18 protein-coding genes are annotated in these 16,832 nt (G+C 68.7%); 5 read left to right on the top strand and 13 right to left on the bottom strand.

Translation table 11 applies throughout. From position 1 onward, the window contains the following. Positions 1 to 58: 58 nt before the first annotated feature. Positions 59 to 1,282, top strand: coding sequence for a phosphoglycerate kinase (locus Hrr1229_RS08830; protein ID WP_123113245.1), 1,224 nt, complete (start codon positions 59 to 61; stop codon positions 1,280 to 1,282). 35 nt (positions 1,283 to 1,317) lie between these two features. On the opposite strand, the gene lrp is transcribed toward Hrr1229_RS08830, so the two are convergent. After that, entirely contained in the window at positions 1,318 to 1,779 is a 462-nt protein-coding gene (lrp, locus tag Hrr1229_RS08825) for an HTH-type transcriptional regulator Lrp (protein ID WP_123113246.1), read from the bottom strand. 125 nt (positions 1,780 to 1,904) lie between these two features. On the opposite strand from lrp, the gene glnA reads away from it, so the two are divergent. Then, on the top strand, positions 1,905 to 3,275 hold the full coding sequence (gene glnA, locus Hrr1229_RS08820; protein WP_123113247.1) for a type I glutamate--ammonia ligase: 1,371 nt from the start codon (positions 1,905 to 1,907) through the stop codon (positions 3,273 to 3,275). Between the two features lie 492 nt (positions 3,276 to 3,767). On the opposite strand, the gene Hrr1229_RS08815 is transcribed toward glnA, so the two are convergent. From Hrr1229_RS08815 to Hrr1229_RS08805, 3 genes are all read right to left on the bottom strand, one after another. After that, positions 3,768 to 4,757: a phosphatase PAP2 family protein gene (locus Hrr1229_RS08815; protein ID WP_123113248.1), complete on the bottom strand. Its 990-nt coding sequence runs from the start codon at positions 4,755 to 4,757 to the stop codon at positions 3,768 to 3,770. Positions 4,758 to 4,771: 14 nt separating this feature from the next. Beyond that, complete coding sequence (locus tag Hrr1229_RS08810; RefSeq protein WP_123113249.1) at positions 4,772 to 6,076, bottom strand: YihY/virulence factor BrkB family protein; 1,305 nt, start codon at positions 6,074 to 6,076, stop codon at positions 4,772 to 4,774. 72 nt (positions 6,077 to 6,148) lie between these two features. Next, positions 6,149 to 7,273: a tRNA (guanine(26)-N(2))-dimethyltransferase gene (locus Hrr1229_RS08805; RefSeq protein ID WP_123113250.1), complete on the bottom strand. Its 1,125-nt coding sequence runs from the start codon at positions 7,271 to 7,273 to the stop codon at positions 6,149 to 6,151. A 181-nt stretch (positions 7,274 to 7,454) separates the two neighbouring features. On the opposite strand from Hrr1229_RS08805, the gene Hrr1229_RS08800 reads away from it, so the two are divergent. Both Hrr1229_RS08800 and Hrr1229_RS08795 read left to right on the top strand, forming a co-directional pair. Beyond that, positions 7,455 to 8,243, top strand: coding sequence for a hypothetical protein (locus tag Hrr1229_RS08800; RefSeq protein ID WP_123113251.1), 789 nt, complete (start codon positions 7,455 to 7,457; stop codon positions 8,241 to 8,243). A 107-nt stretch (positions 8,244 to 8,350) separates the two neighbouring features. Further along, a complete protein-coding gene (locus Hrr1229_RS08795) occupies positions 8,351 to 9,733 on the top strand; it encodes an APC family permease (protein WP_123113252.1) in 1,383 nt (460 codons plus the stop codon). 45 nt (positions 9,734 to 9,778) lie between these two features. On the opposite strand, the gene Hrr1229_RS08790 is transcribed toward Hrr1229_RS08795, so the two are convergent. Then, a complete protein-coding gene (locus Hrr1229_RS08790; protein WP_123113253.1) occupies positions 9,779 to 10,486 on the bottom strand; it encodes a universal stress protein in 708 nt (235 codons plus the stop codon). A 40-nt stretch (positions 10,487 to 10,526) separates the two neighbouring features. After that, on the bottom strand, positions 10,527 to 11,294 hold the full coding sequence (locus Hrr1229_RS08785) for a winged helix-turn-helix transcriptional regulator (protein ID WP_123113254.1): 768 nt from the start codon (positions 11,292 to 11,294) through the stop codon (positions 10,527 to 10,529). A gap of 186 nt (positions 11,295 to 11,480) precedes the next feature. Between Hrr1229_RS08785 and Hrr1229_RS08780 the strand changes: the two genes are divergently transcribed. Next, positions 11,481 to 11,996 (top strand): macro domain-containing protein, encoded by a 516-nt coding sequence (locus Hrr1229_RS08780; RefSeq protein ID WP_123113255.1) that lies wholly within the window; start codon positions 11,481 to 11,483, stop codon positions 11,994 to 11,996. A gap of 44 nt (positions 11,997 to 12,040) precedes the next feature. Here Hrr1229_RS08780 and secY read toward each other — a convergent pair whose 3' ends face one another. From secY to Hrr1229_RS08745, 7 genes are read right to left on the bottom strand one after another with little or no spacing between them, the layout of a single operon-like run. Continuing rightward, positions 12,041 to 13,510, bottom strand: a complete 1,470-nt coding sequence (gene secY, locus Hrr1229_RS08775; protein WP_123113256.1) for a preprotein translocase subunit SecY — start codon at positions 13,508 to 13,510, stop codon at positions 12,041 to 12,043. Positions 13,511 to 13,512: 2 nt separating this feature from the next. After that, positions 13,513 to 14,007, bottom strand: coding sequence for an uL15m family ribosomal protein (locus Hrr1229_RS08770; protein WP_092566238.1), 495 nt, complete (start codon positions 14,005 to 14,007; stop codon positions 13,513 to 13,515). Continuing rightward, a complete protein-coding gene (locus Hrr1229_RS08765) occupies positions 14,004 to 14,468 on the bottom strand; it encodes a 50S ribosomal protein L30 (RefSeq protein WP_123113257.1) in 465 nt (154 codons plus the stop codon). The genes Hrr1229_RS08770 and Hrr1229_RS08765 overlap by 4 nt, the downstream gene beginning before the upstream one ends. Further along, complete coding sequence (locus Hrr1229_RS08760) at positions 14,468 to 15,115, bottom strand: 30S ribosomal protein S5 (RefSeq protein WP_123113258.1); 648 nt, start codon at positions 15,113 to 15,115, stop codon at positions 14,468 to 14,470. Before Hrr1229_RS08760 ends, Hrr1229_RS08765 begins: the two co-directional genes overlap by 1 nt. Further along, entirely contained in the window at positions 15,108 to 15,665 is a 558-nt protein-coding gene (locus tag Hrr1229_RS08755; RefSeq protein WP_123113259.1) for a 50S ribosomal protein L18, read from the bottom strand. The genes Hrr1229_RS08760 and Hrr1229_RS08755 overlap by 8 nt, the downstream gene beginning before the upstream one ends. Further along, the gene (locus tag Hrr1229_RS08750; protein WP_123113260.1) at positions 15,665 to 16,126 is read right to left on the bottom strand and encodes a 50S ribosomal protein L19e; all 462 of its coding nucleotides are present in this window, start codon (positions 16,124 to 16,126) and stop codon (positions 15,665 to 15,667) included. Before Hrr1229_RS08750 ends, Hrr1229_RS08755 begins: the two co-directional genes overlap by 1 nt. Continuing rightward, a complete protein-coding gene (locus tag Hrr1229_RS08745; RefSeq protein ID WP_123113261.1) occupies positions 16,119 to 16,832 on the bottom strand; it encodes a 50S ribosomal protein L32e in 714 nt (237 codons plus the stop codon). Before Hrr1229_RS08745 ends, Hrr1229_RS08750 begins: the two co-directional genes overlap by 8 nt.

Below are 16,832 nucleotides of genomic sequence, written 5' to 3'. Positions count from 1 at the left end.
GCGGCGACGTTCTCCCGAAGAACCGCTTTTTAAATACTCAATCGACGACCACTCATCCATGGCCACCTTCGACACCATCGACGACCTCCCGGCAGACGAACGCGTCCTCGTTCGGCTCGACCTCAACTCGCCGATCGAGGACGGAGCACCGCAGGACAACCGCCGCTTCGAGCGCCACGCGGAGACGGTCCGCGAGCTCGCCGAGGCGGGCCACCGGGTCGTCCTGCTGGCCCACCAGGGCCGCCCCGGCCGCGACGACTTCACGTCGCTGTCGGGCCACGCCGACATCCTCGCCGAACACGTCGGCCGCGACGTCGCCTTCGTCGAGGACACGTACGGCGACGAGGCGCTTTCGGCCATCGACGCGCTCGATGCGGGCGAAATCCTCCTGTTGGAGAACACTCGGATGTGTGACGACGAACTCCCCGAGGCGTCGCCCGAGGAGAAGGCCGACACGGAGTTCGTCCGGACCTTGGCGCCGAAGTTCGACGCGTACGTCAACGACGCCTACTCGGCCGCCCACCGGAAGCACGCCTCGCTGGTCGGCTTCCCGCTCGTCCTCCCGTCGTACGCCGGCCGCGTGATGGAGACGGAGTACGAGGCCAACACCGCCATCGCGACCCGCGAGTTCGACGGCCCGGTGACGATGGTCGTCGGCGGAACCAAAGCGACCGACGTGATCGGCGTGATGGACGCCTTAGACGACCGGGTCGACCGGTTCCTCCTCGGCGGCGTCGCCGGCGAGCTCTTCTTGCGCGCCGCGGGCCACCCCGTCGGGCACGACATCGGGGACATGGACCTGTTCGACGAGCAGTGGGAGGAGAACCGCGAGCTGATCGAGTCCGTGCTCGACGAGCGCGGCGACGCGATCCACCTCGCCGCGGACCTCGCGTACGAGGGGGCCGACGGCGAGCGCGCGGAGGTCGCCGTCGACGAGATCGACGAGAAGACCGCGGGGTACCTCGACGTGGGATCGGAGACGGTCGCGGCCTACGAGCCGCTCGTCCGCGAGTCCGACGCGGTGTTCGTGAAGGGGGCGCTCGGCGTCTTCGAGGACGAGCGGTTCGCCGACGGCACCGTCGGCGTGCTCGAGGCCATCGCGGAGACCGACTGCTTCTCGGTCGTCGGGGGCGGCGACACCTCCCGGGCGATCGAGATGTACGGCCTGAGCGAGGACGACTTCTCGCACGTCTCCATCGCGGGCGGGGCGTACATCCGCGCGCTGACGGGCGAGCCGCTGCCGGCCGTGGAGGTCCTGGAAGCGGCGGCCGGGCGGGAGTAGCGCGGTCGGGCCGGATCGCCGCTCGTGCGGTCGGGCTACTCGTCGTTGAGGTCGAGGTCGAACTGCTCGTTCTCCGTCACCGCGTTCAAGACGACGCTCGTGTTCGACTCGCGGATGTCGGCGTCGGTGAGAATCGACTTGATCTGGTCGTTCATCCCGTCCGTGTCGGTGAACTTGCCGATCGCGATCACGTCGTAGTCGCCCGTGACCTCGTAGACGCTCACCATCTGCTTCTCCTGCCGGAGCTTCTCCGTGACGTCGGGGAGCGCGCTTCCCTCCACCTTCAGCTGGAGCACCGCCGTCACGTCGTAGCCGAGCTTGTCGTAGTCGACGATGGGCGTATACCCCCGGATCACGCCCTCGTCTTCGAGATCGCGGAGGTGATTCGAGACGGTGGTCACGGACACGTCGAGCTCGTCACCGAGGCTCCGGAGGCTCGCGCGGCCGTTGCTGAGAAGGGAGTTAACGAGTTTGGCGTCGAGGTTTTCGTACGTCATCACACCTATCCACGGCCTCAGGGGTTTAGAATTTTACGAACGTCCACCATAATTGGGAGGGTGGCGGTTCATGCGCCAAGCGATAAGGCCTTTATACTGGCAGATAAGGAATTACTGTCCAAAACATGACGGACGAACAAGCGAAACCGGACGGCGGCCTCACGGCCGAAGAACAGGCGGTACTCGACGAGATCGAAGAAGAGAACGTCGACTTCCTGCGGCTCCAGTTCACCGACATCCTCGGCGTCGTGAAGAACGTCTCCGTGCCGGCCCACCAGGCCGAGAAGGCGTTCACCGAGGGCATCTACTTCGACGGCTCCTCCATCGAGGGGTTCGTGCGCATCCAGGAGTCGGACATGCGGCTCGTCCCCGACCCCGACACGTTCGCGGTGCTCCCGTGGCGGAGCGACGGGAACGGCGACAGCGGCGCCGCGCGGCTCATCTGTGACATCGTCGACACCGACGGCGAGCCGTTCGCCGGCGGCCCGCGTCAGGTCCTCAAGAGCGTCCTCGCGGAGGCCGAGGAGATGGGCTACTCCGTCTCCATCGGCCCCGAGCCGGAGTTCTTCCTGTTCGAGAAGGACGACGACGGGAACGCGACGACGATCCCCCACGACAACGGCGGCTACTTCGACCTCGCGCCGAAGGACCTCGCGTCCGACGTCCGCAAGGAGATCATCTTCACGCTAGAGGAGATGGGCTTCGAGATCGAGGCCTCGCACCACGAGGTCGCCGAGGGGCAACACGAGATCAACTTCAAGTACGACGACGCGCTCACGACCGCGGACAACATCGCGACGTTCCGCGCCGTCGTCCGCGCGGTGGCCGAGCAGCACGACCTCCACGCGACGTTCATGCCCAAGCCGATCGCCAACATCAACGGCTCGGGGATGCACAGCCACATCTCGCTGTTCGACGAGGACGGCAACGCCTTCGCCGACAACGACGACGAGTTCAACCTGAGCGAGACGGCCTACCAGTTCATGGGCGGCATCCTGAACCACGCGAAGGCGTTCACGGCCGTCACCAACCCGACCGTGAACTCCTACAAGCGCCTGGTGCCCGGCTACGAGGCGCCCATCTACGTCGCGTGGTCCGACACGAACCGCTCGGCGCTCGTCCGCGTCCCGGACGCCGCGGGCGTCTCCGCGCGCTTCGAGGTCCGCAGCCCCGACCCGTCCTGTAACCCCTACCTCGGGATGGCGTCGCTCATCGCCGCCGGTCTCGACGGGATCAAGACCGGCGCCGACCCCGGCGACCCGGTCCGCGAGGACATCTACGAGTTCGACGAGGAGAAGCGCGAGGAGTACGGCATCGAGACGCTGCCGCCGAACCTCGGCGCCGCCGTCGAGGAGCTGGAGACCGACGAGGTGCTTCAGGAGGCGCTCGGCCCGCACACCTCCGAGAAGTTCGCCGAGGCGAAGTCCCAGGAGTTCAGCGAGTACCTCACCCAGGTCTCGCAGTGGGAGGAGGACCGCTACCTCGAGACGTTCTGAGGCGACGGCGCGGTCGCGGCTCTCTCGACCGTTCGGCTCTCTCGGCGCGTTCGATTTTTAGTGCGGTCGGTTTTCCGGTGCGGTCAGCGCCCTCAGTCTCTCCGGTTTCGCATCGTCACGCAGTTTTCGACTGCCGACGAGGCGCGTCGCGACCGGCGCGCGACGGCGATCGATAGCGGGAGTGGGTATTGCAGACCGCCGTCGGCAACGTGGTATTTAACAGAAGAATGCGAGAGCAACGATTTTTTATAAATGAATGGCGCGGTGCGGTCGGCGCGCCTCCGAGCGCCCAGAGGGCGCGAGGTTGGGGAGGTTGGAGGTGCGGGGCGGTTGCGGGTGGGGCTTTGGAGGTGTTCACCCAGAGTCGCTACTCACTTATAAACAGCCGACGGCAACACCACTCGATCATTTATAAACCACCTCACTCGCGACGTACTATGTCCACTCTCGCTATCGGTCAGAGGGATACACCGCGGTCCCTACCGAACTCGCTCAGCTCCGATCGCTCGATATCGCCTCGATCCGCTCCGGCAGCGCCGGCAGCGCGACCACGGCGACGACCGCCGCGGTGGTCGCGGCCAGCGTGACGACGAGCGAGTCGGCGAGCGCGTACGCGCCGACCCAGAGCGCGCCGGTGACGGCGAGCGCCGGGACGGCGATCCGGACCGGGACAGCGGGCTCGTCCCCGGAGACGAGCCGCCAGCCCGCCGCGCCGCCGACCCCGGTGGCGATCCCGATCCCCGCCTCGACGACCTCGCCGGTGTGCCCGGCGGCGAACGCGACGCCGGCCGCCGCGAGCGAGACGACCGCGGCCAGCAGGAACGCCGGCGTGGGGTCGAGCGCGGCGGTCGGCTCGCGGCGGTCCACCCGCGAGGCGTTCCGCCCGCGGAAGCGAGGGTCGCCCGCGAGCCACAGCGCGCCGACCACGACCACCCCGCCGAGGCAGAGCCCGGCGAGCACGTCGACGAGGTAGTGGACCTCGATCACCACCCGCGAGGCGGCGACCGCGACGGCGACGGCGCCGGCCGCGAGCAGCCGCCTCTCGCCGGTCGAGGCGCGGTCGTACAGCAGCGCCAGCGCGAGGTACGCCGCCGCGCCGCCGGTGGCGTGGCCGCTGGGGAAGCCGAAGCCGTCGGAGAGCACCTGCGCCTCGTACCACCCGGTGAGCAGAGCGGGGAGCCACGCGGGCACGTCGACGGGGCCCATCGCCCCCGGCGGTCGGGGGACGGCGAACCACGCCTTGCCGAGCGCGACGGCGGCGTACGCGCAGGTGACGGCGGCGATGGCGGTCGCGCCGGCGCGGCGCGGCGCGGCCGCGATCCGGTCGCTCCCGAACCAGTAGGCGACCGCCAGCAGCCCGAAGAGGAACCACGGGTCGGCGAGGTGGGTGACGGCCGCGAAGACGACGACGACGACCTCGGGGAGCGCGTCGACGAGGGCGGTCTCGCCGAGACCGCGCTCCGCGGCGACGAGTCCGGTCACGATTCGGTCACTCGTCAGTCGTCGCCCCGGTCGCGGGCGTAGTCGAGCGCCTTCCCGGGCGTCTCCAGCAGGTTGAGGCCGATGCCGACGATGATGAAGAGGGTGTAGAGCCCGAGCGTCGACAGCCCGAGGATGAGCATCGCGGCGATGGCGTAGAGCCCGTCGAGGAAGGAGAACGCGCCTAAGATGAGCACCGTGCCGTACAGCAGCACGAGGTACGGTCCCCAGCCGCGGGCGTGGCCGCGCCGCATCCGGGACCGGACGTAGCGCTTCAGCTCTGACTCCACCGCGGGCTTGTCGACGGTGCGCCGCTCGACGTCGTCCTCGAACTCGTCGAACTCCGCCCGCAGCCGCGCGATCTCCTCCTGTAGCGCCGCGACGTCCGGCGCCCCCTCCGGCCGCTCCTCGTCGCCGGCGTCGCCCGCGCCGTCCGACTCGCCGTTCATACCCGTGGGTCGGTCGCGGTCGTGTTGTAACTGCCGGTCCGCGGCGTGGTCGACCGCGGTCGACCCGGTCTCGAGGCCGGCGCCGCTCGCGGGGGACGCCCCGTCGCGACCCGCCAGCACGACGTTGACGACCCCGCCGACCACGACGACGACGGCGGCGAGGTAGAGCCACGTGACGAGCAGCAGCACCCCGCCGATGACGCCGTACACCTGATACTGCCCGGCGCTCGCCGCGTACAGCTGGAAGCCGGCCTGCAGCAGCGTCCAGCCGACCGCGGCGACGGCCGCGCCCGGGAGGGCCTCCCGGAGCCCGATGCGGGGCTGGGGGAGCAGGTAGTACATCGGGAGGAAGGCGACGGCGAGGAAGGCCGGCAGCGCGAGGATGCTAACCGCTTCCACGGCGGGGACCGCGTCGGCGGCCGCGACGAACGCGCCGACGACGACCATCACACCGACGCCCACGCCCACGCCGAGCACGACAGAGCCGGCGTCGGTGAGCTGTTTCACGAAGTCCGGCGGCTCCTTGACGCCGTACAGCTCGGCGAACGCGGTGTCGAGCCCGCGGAACACCTTCAGCGTCGACCACAGCAGCACGGCCACGCCGAGCACGCTGGCGCCGGTCCGACCGCCCGCCGAGCCGATCGCGCCGGCGACGGCCTCCTCGCCGGCGGGCGTGAGGAAGCCGCCGGCCGCCGCCACCAGCTCGCCGGCGATGGTCTCGCCGAAGACGGCGGTCGCGACGACGACGAGCAGCAGGAGCGCGGGGATCAGCGAGACGAACGCGTAGTAGGCGATCGCGGCGGCGAGGAACGTCACCTGCCGGTCGATCGCGACGTCGACGACGCGACGCGCCGTACCGAAGGCGATGGTCATTTGTCGGGGCACGCTCCGCCGTTCGAGCGATGGCGACAAAAACGGGACGGTGCTGTCGGGGCTCGGGCGCGGTCAGTCCGTTTCGCCCAAAACCGCCGCCCGCATCTCCGGGATCGACGCGGCGGTCTTGACCGCGGTGCCGCGGTAGTGGGCGCGGCTGGCCTCGTGGCCGGCCCCCCGCAGTCGGTCGACGAACTCGTCCATGCCGATGGCGGGCTCGCCCCACTCCTTGTACAGACGGTGCTGGTCGTAGTGCGTGGGGGTGTCGAGCTCGCGGGCGACGGTCCCGAGCAGCTTCCGGGCGCGCTTCGCCTCGCCCATGTCGTCGGTGACGTGCCGCCGCACCGCGCGGGCGAAGTCGGCCTCGGCGACGGCCCCCAGCCACAGCGGGCCGGCCGTGAGCACGCGCTCGCTCCCGCAGACCGGGCACGCCTCGACCGGGTCGGCGATCAGCCCGCGGGTCGCCTCGCGCCAGAGGCAGTCCTCGCAGTTGTCGACGTGTCCCAGCTCGTCGACGCAGGCGTCGGCCGCCTGCGCGCCGGACTCCAGTTCCAGGTAGGTCCGGGCGTAGTGGCGCGAGACGTGCGAGACGATCGGGCGGGCCGCCTTGTCGTAGCGCGCTGCGGTGCGCACCAGCGCGGAGATCAGCGTCCGGAGCCCCATCTCCGGGTGGTAGTCGGTGTTGCGCGGGACCGCGCCGTACTTCCGGATCCCGCTGTTGAGGTGCGCGCCGCAGAGCGGGGCGGTGTCGGTCGCCGTGACGCAGACGAGGTTACGCGCGTTCGCGAGCGCGGCGTCCGCGAACGGGATCGGCGTCCCGTACGGGTCCAGGTCGACGACGTCGAAGACGTTCTCGTACAGCAGCGCGTTGACGTCGCGGTGGACCGTCTCGCCGTCGAGGTCGTTGGCGGCGAGGTTCTCGGCCGCGAGCTCGACCGCGTCCGGGTCGACGTCGGCGCAGGTGACGTCGTACCCCTCCGCGGCGGCGCGGACCCCGCGGATCCCCGACGCCGCCATCGCGTCGAGGTACGACGCCGCGCGCGGCTCCCGCTCGCGGTACGCGCGCAGCACCGCGACGGTAATGTCGCGGTTCAGCTCCTGGGTCGGGTTGAAGAAGACCCCGCCGCCGGTGCCCTCGCTGGCCCCGTCGCGGGCCTCGGGGACGGAGACGGTGAGACCGCCCTCCTCGATATCCATGCCTCGGCTTCGGCCATCCGGCACAAAAGGACCGCGCTCCGCCGGTGATCCCCGACGAGCCCGGGCCCCATCGGTGTCGCCGCGAATCGGGGCTTTTAGCCCCTCACCGCCGATAGGTACACACACTAATGCACGCTACGCTCAATCGAGACCGCAACGCGACCGCGGAGGAGGGCCGGCGATGGTGAGTCCGGCCCGCGTCGACGCGCTCACCGACCTCGCGTACGGCGCGCTGATCGTCCTGTCGATCGTGCTCATCGCGACGCTGAACGCGAACAACGTCGGCGTGGCGTTCGGGATCGGGGTGTTCGCCTCCTACGTGGTCCACGTCGTCTGGAAGATGGCCCGATTCGACCCCGACTGGATGACGCGGGAGGTCGCCGACCAGGTCGGCAAGGAAGTCGAGAAGAGCGTCGGCGACACCGTCAACAAGGAAGTCCAGAAAACCGTCGGCGACACCGTCAACAAGGAAGTCCAGAAAACCGTCGGCGACACTGTCAGCAAAGAGGTCGAAAAGAGCGTCGGCGAAACCGTGAGCAAGGAAGTCGAGAAGACGGTCGGCGAGACGGTCAACAAGGAGGTCAGCGAGGTCGCCGACGACGTCAGTGACACCGTCAGCGAAGAGGTGACGGGCAAAGTCGAGGAGACGGTCGGCGAAACCGTCGAGAAGACCGTCGAAGAGGCGGTCGGCGAGAAGGTCGAAGAGACCGTCGGCGAGAAGGTCGAGGAAACCGTCGAAAAGACCGTCGAGGAGACGGTCGAGAAAACCGTCGGCGAGAAGGTCGAAGAGACCGTCGGCGAGAAGGTCGAAGAGACCGTCGGCGAGAAAGTCGAGGAAACCGTCGAAAAGACCGTCGAAGAGACGGTCGGTGAGAAGGTGGAAGAGAAGGTCGAAGAGACGCACGAAGACGGCAGCGAGGAGAAAGACGAAGACGGCGACGACATCGACTACCGACGCGGCGAATCGTAGTCACCGACCGAAGCGGCTTTTGTCTTCTGAATACGCAATTCGACGGCGGTTATGTTGGGCATCCCGAAGGTGATAAACCGGAACGGCCGTTACGGGGAGACAGACGAATGGGCCAGCACGATTTGGACCGAAATCTCGGGTTGTACCCGACGATGATGATCAGCATGGGTGCGATGATCGGGAGCGGGATCTTCGTGCTGCCGGCGTTGGGGTATAAGAAGGCCGGCCCGGGGGTGATCCTGGCGTACGTGCTGGCCGCGCTCGTCGTGTTGCCGGCCGCGCTGTCGAAGGCCGAGATGGCGACGGCGATGCCGGAGTCCGGCGGGACGTACCTCTACATCGACCGGGCGCTGGGTCCGCTGCTCGGGACGGTCGCCGGGATCGGGGCGTGGTTCTCGCTGGTGTTCAAGAGCTCGTTCGCGCTCGTCGGTCTCGGCGCGTACCTGCTGCTGTTCGCGCCGCTCTCTCAGGGCGCGGTGGTGTACGTCGCGCTGGCACTGGCGGTCCTCGTCGTCGCGCTGAACGTCTCGGGGACGAAAATGAGCGGCCAGATACAGGCTGTCATCGTCACGCTGGTCATCGCGGGGCTGCTCGCGTACGTCGTCAACGCGGGGTTCGTCGCCGACACCGCTCGATACTCGCCCTTCACGACGCACGGAAGCGGCGGCGTCGTCACGGCCGCCGCGTTCGTCTTCGTCTCGTACGCGGGCGTGACGAAGGTCGCGAGCGTCGCCGAAGAGGTGAAAGACCCCGGAACGAACCTCCCGCGCGCCATGCTCGGCTCCATGGGTATCATGACGGTCCTCTACATCGGCGTGGTCGGCGCGATCATCGGTCTCAGCGACCCGGAGACGCTGACGACGGGCGGCCCGGGCGGGACGGCGTCGCTCACGCCGATGGCCGACGGAGCGGGCGCCCTCCTCGGTGGCGCCGGGGTGCTGTTCATCTCCGTGATCGCCGTCGTCGCGCTCACAAGCATGGCCAACGCCGGCGTGCTCTCCTCCTCGCGGTTCCCGCTCGCGATGAGCCGCGACGACCTCCTGCCGCCCGCGCTCCGGACCATCGACCGGCGGTTCAAGACCCCGCGGAACTCCGTGCTGATCACCGGCGTCGTGCTGCTGCTGCTCATCGCGTTCGTCCCGGTGATCGAGCTGGCGAAACTGGCGAGCGCGTTCCAGATCCTCGTCTTCTCGTTCGAGAACATGGCGTTGGTCGCCTTCCGCGTGGCCGACGTCCCCTCCTACGATCCGGAGTTCACGGCGCCCGGCTACCCGTTCGTCCAGCTGTTCGGCTTCGTCGCGGGGATCGGCCTACTCACGCAGATGGGGACGGTGCCCATTCTCGGGGCGGTCGGGATCATCGTCGGGAGCGCCCTCGTGTACCTCGCGTACGGGCGGTCGCGGACCGATCGGACCGGCGCGGTCGGAACGATCCTCCGGGCCCGTCGCGGGGAAGACGACGATGGGATCACCGCGACCGAGCCGAAGTGATCGGATCCGGCGAGCGGAGCGGTCGGGTCGACAGCCGAGACCGAGTCAGTAGTCTCGGTTGACGAGGATCACCGGGTCGCCGGTCTCGTCCGCGATCCGGTCCGCCAGCGATCCGAACAGGCGGTCGCCGAGACGGGACTCCGGCTCGTACATCACGACCGCGTCGTACCCGGCCGCGACCCGGAGGATCTCCTCGTCGTGTTCGTCGCCCTCGACGACCAGCGTGTCGACGGACGCGGAATCGAACCCGTCCGCGACGAGGCGCTCGCGGGTCTCCGCGACGATGGACTCGCCCCGTTCCCGTGACTCCTCGCCCTCGACGACGTGGAACAGGGTGATCCGCTTGGTGGAGTCCTCGCTCAGCACCCGGATGAACCTCGGGAGCCGGTCGAACTCGGCGACGTCGGGGAGCGGCACGAGAATTCGACCGATCCCCTCTGTCGGGGCGGGATCGAGCTCTGCGGCACACCCTTCCTCTGTCGCGACCTGCCGGATCGCGGCCGCTCGATCCTTCCCGAACACCAGTCGCGTCCGGACGGCCGCGCCGGCGTCGGCGAACGCCTCGGCGACCTCGTCGAGCGTCGCCTGTGCCGCCTCACCGAACTGGTCGCGGGCCGAGCTGGCCGGCGTCTGCTCGGGGAGGTCGTAGTGGCCGAGCACCACGACCGAGAGCGAGGCCAGGTCCTCGATCAACACCGACGACAGCGGCTCCGGATCCGGGAGTTCGATCGGAACGAGGATCGTGTCTGCCATGGCTCAGGGTAGACCGCCCGGAGTGAAAAAACGGAGAGACTCACGACGTCGCCGGCGGGGTCTCGTCCTCGTCGGCGAGGAACGCTTCGAGGACCTCCTCCTCTGACGACTCCTTTGGAAGCACGGTCACCACGTCGTTCGGCCGGACCGTCGCGTCGTCGACCGGATGGATGATCGACCCGTCGCGCTCGATCGACGTCACGATGGTGTCGCTCGACAGGAGCCCGTCGTCGCGGGCCTCCGACGGAGAGCGGCCGACGATCGGCGCGTCATCGGTGACGCACACCTCGATGACGGCGGTCCCGTCCGCGAGCGTGACGGTGTCGGTGACCACGGACTGTTTGGAGCCGTCGTCGAGGAACCGAGAGTACGGGGTGTGTAGCTCCGTCTGGAGCAGTTCCTCGTCCTCGATGCGGATGTCAAGCCCGGAGAGCGCGCGCGCGATCTCCCGGAGGTCGCTCGTCTCCTCGCCGACCGCGACCACCTGCAGGTCACGGCGGCCGGCCATCAGTACGCGGACGTTGATCACCCCCGGAATGGATCGGGCCGCCAGCGCCAGTCGCTCCCGCTCGTCCGCGGGAACGGTACACATGAACACCGAGGTGAGCCGTCCGCCGGCCTGCTCGAAGTCGACGATCGCCGTGTAGCCGCGGATGACGCCCGCCTCCTCGAGACGCTCGATCCGGTTCCGGACCGTCCCCGCGGAGACGTTCATGTCCTCCGCGATCATCGGCGCGGAGGTGTTCCTCGCGTCCGACATCAGCGCGTGAATGATCTGTCGATCGATCTCGTCGAGGTGGTGACTCACGGCGGATCGCCTCCCGTGGCGGTCGATTCCCGACCGCGCCGTCGAACGATCGTCATGTCGCGTCGTAACCCCCAGAACGTAATAGGGGTTACTCACGGGGCAGTCTCTCGGAGCGGGGTGGCCCGCCCGCCCTCAGACGGGTGCCCCCGTCAGCGTTTACCGGATCGGCGTCGAAACCGCCACGATATGGAGTTCGACGTGACCCGCGGCGACATCGCCGAACAGCGCGCGGACGCGCTCGCGAACGCCGCCGGAACCAGCCTGCGGATGGGGAGCGGCGTCGCCGGCGCGCTTCGTCGAAACGCGGGCGGCCCAATAAACGAGGCCGCCGTCTCGAAGGGGCCCGTCGAGCTCGGTGGGGTCGCCGTCACCGACGCGTACGAGCTGGACGCCGACCACGTGATCCACGCCGCGGCGATGCCGCACTACGGCGACGGGCTGGCGACCGAGGAGAGCGTCCGCGAGGCGACGCGGAACGCGCTGGCGACCGCCGAGGAGCTCGGCTGCGAGTCGCTCGTGATTCCGGTGCTCGGTACCGGCGCCGCCGGGCTCGGGTTCGAGGCGGGTGCCGAGACCGTCTGCGAAGCGATCGAGGCACACGATCCGACGACGCTGACCGACGTCCGGGTTATCGCGTACTCGAGCGAGGAGTTCGAGACGCTCGACGCCGTCGCGGAGCGAGTCCGCTCGACGGAGCGGTAGCTGCGAAGGCGGTAATAAAAGACCGCGAGAAGCGGGAACGGTCGCTACTCGTTCCCGAACATCTGGCGCATCATCGGATGCATCTCCATCAGCTGCTCCTCGGCGATCTCCTCGTACAGCTTGTACGTGATAGAGACCGCGAGCAGCAGCCCGGTTCCGGAGACCTGTCCAATAGTGCCGAGCAGGTTCGCCATCACGGCGAGGAACCCGACGAGGGCGCCCCCGATGACGGTCACCTGTGGGATGTACCGCTCCATCACCTTCTCTACGACCTGCGGGTTCCGTCGGAAGCCGGGGATCTGCATCCCGGAGTTCTGGATCTGCTTCGCGGTCGCCTCCGGGCCCATCCCGGTGGTCTCGACCCAGAAGATGGCGAAGATCGCTCCGCCGACGATCATGAACGTGAGGTCGATCGCGAGCCGGACCGCGATCATCCACGGTTCGCCGGTCGCCGCGCCGCGGAACCACATCCACTGCTCCGGCTGCTGGATGGGGTTCAGGTAGTAGAACAGCCCGGACGTGGGCTGTCCCTGCTCGCCGTACACGCCGAGCCACGCCGGCATCCCCGCCCACTGCGAGGAGAGGAGCTGCCCGACGAACTGGATGTTCGCCTGCAGCGCCCGGACGAGGATCATCGGCAGGACGGACGCGTAGATGAGCTTCACCGGGAAGCGGCCGCGGGCGCCCTTCACGCGGGCGTGCGAGAGCGGGATCTCGACGCGGACCGACTCCGCGTAGACGACGATCCCGAAGATGAACACCGTCGTGAACAGCGCGAGGATGTTCCCCGGCGCGAACAGCAGCGACTCGAGTCCGGCCGACGTGAACGGCGACCCGAGCTGGGTGCCGCCCGTCGCGATCGCGTACCAGTTCGCGAAGAAGCCGCGCGCGCCGAGCGCGGAGAAGCTGAAGAAGCCGCCGACGATCTGCTGGCTCACCGCCGCGATGATGAACAGCCCGACGCCGGAGCCGACGCCCCACTTGCTCACGATCTCGTCCATGAACAGAAGGAGGACGCCGCCGACGAAGATCTGGACGAATATCAGCGACTTGACGCCGAACGTCCCGATACCGAGCGCCTGTCCGACGGCCGGATCCGCGGGCAGGAACTGGCCGGTGAACACCATCGGCGCGGCCGTCAGGGCCGTGACGATTACCACCAGCAGCTTCTGGAGGCCCTGGTAGAGCACCTGGTCGCGCGGGTCGTCGGTGTCGAGTCCCAGCAGGTTCGCACCGCCCAACAGCTGGAGGACGATGGACGCCGTGACGATCGGTCCGATACCGACCTGCAACAGCGAGCCGGACGATCCGGCGAGCACCGACCGGAACTGCCCGAAGAAGTCAGACCCCTGACCGACGGCCAGCCCGAACGGGTTGATGTTGGTCAGGAAGAAGTAGACGATGAGGATGCCGGCCGTCCACGTGAGCTTCCGTCTGAACGGGACGTGACCCGCCGGTCGCTCCACGACGGGCATCCGCGAGAGCACCGGTTCGGCGGCCTCCTTCCAGCTCATGATTACGCCTCGTCAGTCTCGTCGTCTGAAGTGTTTTCTGATTCGGCAGCGGCCTCGGCGCGCTCGGAGAGCGTCGCCTCGCCGCCCGCCTCCTCGATCAGTTCGACCGCGCCGGCGGTGAACGCGTCGGCCGTGACGCGGAGCTCGCGGCGGACCTGTCCGCCGCCGAGCACCTTCACGACATCGGCGTCGTGGCCGTCGTCGACGACGTCGCGCGCGTCGACCACGTAGGCGTCGCCGTCCTCCTCGGCGAGGCCCTCCGCGGCGTACAGCGCCGCGTCCTCGTCGAGCTTCTGGACCTTGACCTCGAGGACCTCCGTCTGCGCGTCCTCGGGGCGCTTGAATCCGTACTTGCCGAGCGGGCCGTAGTTGTGGAACTCGTGTTTCGCGCGGCCGGCCGCGCCGCGGCCGCCGCGGTGACCGGCGCCGCGCCGGTTCTTGTGCGTTCCGCCGCCGTGCGTTCTGGATCCGCGCTGTCGACGTTTCTTGCTCGTCATCGCATCGCCTCCAGGAGACTGTCGATCTCCTCGGTCGTGTGTTTGCCGAGCTCGCCGCCCTCGATCACGGGGTGTTTGATGCCCTCGTGACCGCCGCGGGGGGCGTGGAGTCGCAGCGTCGGGGAGAGCCCCTGCTCGCGCAGGCTCGTCTCCTCGGCGACGAGCGCCTCCGCCAGCGCCTCCAGGTCGGCGTAGTCGGTGTTGTCGTCGATCCACTCGTCGTCGATGTCGGCGGAGCCCTCGAGGGGATCGCCGCGTCGCGCGATAGTGGCCGCGACCGCGTCGACGCTCGGTTCCCCGAACGCGACGACGTCGTTCACCTTGGTGATCATGCCGCGGTACGAGTCCGTCTCGGGGACGAACGTCGCGTGGTTGACGCGCCCGACGTTCAGCATGTCGAGCGTGTCCTCGACGCCGTACTCGAGGTTGACGTCGCCGCGGAGCTGCACGATCGCCTGCATCACTCGCTCACCTCGTCGTAGTGCACTTCGCGCGCGTGCTGCGGAGTGCGGGACTGCGCCGCGTTCTCCAAGGCGTTGAACGTCGCCTTCGCGAGGTTGACGGTGGTGCGGGTGTTGCCGTCGGAGTTCGTCCAGGCGTCTTCGACGCCGGCGAGCTCCAAGATGTTCCGGACCGTCTCCGCGGCCGCGAGGCCCAGCCCCTGCGGGGCGGGCTTGATCTCGACGGTGACGGAGCCGGCCTTCCCCTTCGCCGTCCGGGTCAGGGAGTTCGTGCCGCCGGGCTGGTCCTCCCAGGACCCGGAGCCGCGGTCCACCTTGATGATGTTCAGCTTCGCGACGTCGATCGCCTTCTGGATGGCGCCGCCGACCTGGTCGTCCCGGGCCTGCGCGTAGCCGAGGTAGCCGTCGCGGTTGCCCACGGCGACCACGCAGCGGAACTTCACGCGGCGGCCGGAGTCGGTCATGCGCTGGACCATGTTGATGTCCAGCACCTCGTCTTCCAGCCCCGGGAGGAGCTGGTCGACGATCTCCGCCTCCTTCATCGGGAGACCGGAGTCGAGCGCCTGTTCCATCGACGAGATGTCGCCGTTCTGTACCTTGCGGCCGAGTCGCGTCCGCGGTTCCCAGCCGTCGTTGTGTCTACTCATGGTCCTCCTGGATTGTCGCGAGCACGTCGTCGAAGTGCTCGGGTACGTCGGCCGCGTCGAACTCGCCGCTGTACAGCGGCTCGTCGAGCTGCTCGTCGTACGCGGCGATGTGCTCGCCTCGCGTACGCGACCAGTCGGCCAGCACGCCGTCGTTGTGCGGGATTTCGAGACCGGCGTCGATCGCTCCTTCCTGTACTGCGAACGTCTTGTTGCCGGGCGTCGCCGTGTTGAGCCCGATGTCGAGGACGGCCTCGTCGAGGCCGGCGTCGACTGCGCGGGCGCCCGCGAGGTAGCCGGTGAGGTACGCGCTGGGGAGGTTGCCCGTGGGGGCGTCCCAGCCGTACTCGCCGAGCTCCTCGCTGGAGGCGGCCGCGTGGGTCTCGTCGCCGTCGGATCCGGGAGTCACCAGCTGCGCCCTGACGTGAGCGTTGCTCACCCGGGCGACCAGGCGAGGCTTGCCCGATTTCAGCAGGCGCAACCTCTGATGGTAATCCGTCCGGACCTCGCGGCGGCGCCGCATCGGCACCTTGTATCGTGGTCCTGTCGCCATTACTCTGTCACCTCGTAACCGTACTGCGTCTGGATGTACGCCTCCAGCCGCGCGACGTCCTCGAACTCGCCGCCGCTCGCCTTGTTGTAGAGCGTGCGGTATTCCGTGGCGTCGAGCACGTCCTCGTCGTCGCGGAGCTCCTTCAGGCGGGCCCGCATCGCGCGGATCCGCGCCTTCCAGTCGTCCTTCGTGTTCTGTCGCGCGCCGGACTTCCCCTTCCGGGTACCGGCGCCCGACTTGTGTCCGTACGAGCGCTTCGCGGCGCGCTCGCGGGCCTGACCGCGGGAGTTCGTCTTCGCGTCCTTCGCGCGGATCGTGCCCTGCTCGATGAGCTCGCGGACGTCCTCGCGGGTGATGGCGTCCTCGATCTCCTCCTGTGCCTCGGGGTCGAGCCAGACGCGGCCCTTGCCGACGTCTAACTCGTCCGCTGCGAGCCGCTTCTGTGCTTTCAGGTCACTCATCGTCGTCGACCTCCACTTCGACGTAGGTCGGGTTCAGCACGCGGATCTCGCGCTCCTCCGCCTCGTCTTCGATCAGTTCGCGCTTGCGACCGCCGACCTTCGAGGCGATCCGCACGGCCTGCGTGTCGCCGTCGACGCCCTCGAGGTCGTCCGTGTTATGCACGCGGACCTCCTCGAAGCCGCTCGGGTGCAGGTCGCGCGACGCCTTCGGCGAGCGGAAGCCCGCCTCGACGACGGGGCCCTTCGCCTTCATGCGGCGGCGCTGCTTGGAGAGCCCGCCGCGCGGCTTGCGCCACGACGTCGGGATCCGCTTTTTCTTGTGGTAGTCCTGCCGGTTGAACTGCGGTTTCCCCTCGCGGTGCTTCTGTGCGAGCGCGCGAGCGGTCTCGTCGTCCAGTTCCGGCGTCTTATCGGCGTGACCGCGGGGGCGAAGCTCCGTCTCGACGTCCTCGTCGGCGGCGGCCTCGTCGGCCTCCTCCTCCTCTTCCGTCTCGTCTTCGATCTCCGCGTCCGCCTCCTCGTCGACCTCCAGTCCGCCGACGTCGGCCTTGATACGCGCTGCGAGCGCGTTGCCGACGCCGTCGACCTCGGAGAGCTCCGACTGGGAGGCGGCCTTCACGTCCTCGACCGTCTCGTAGCCGGCCTCGCGAAGGGCGTCCGCCTTCGAGGGACCGACACCGCTGATGTCTTCCAGTTCTTCGGCCAT

This window comes from Halorubrum sp. CBA1229 (assembly GCF_003721435.2).
Classification (GTDB): Archaea; Halobacteriota; Halobacteria; order Halobacteriales; family Haloferacaceae; genus Halorubrum.
The sequence above is the reverse complement of the archived record's forward strand: the minus strand, read 5'-3'. Positions and strand labels throughout refer to the sequence as shown.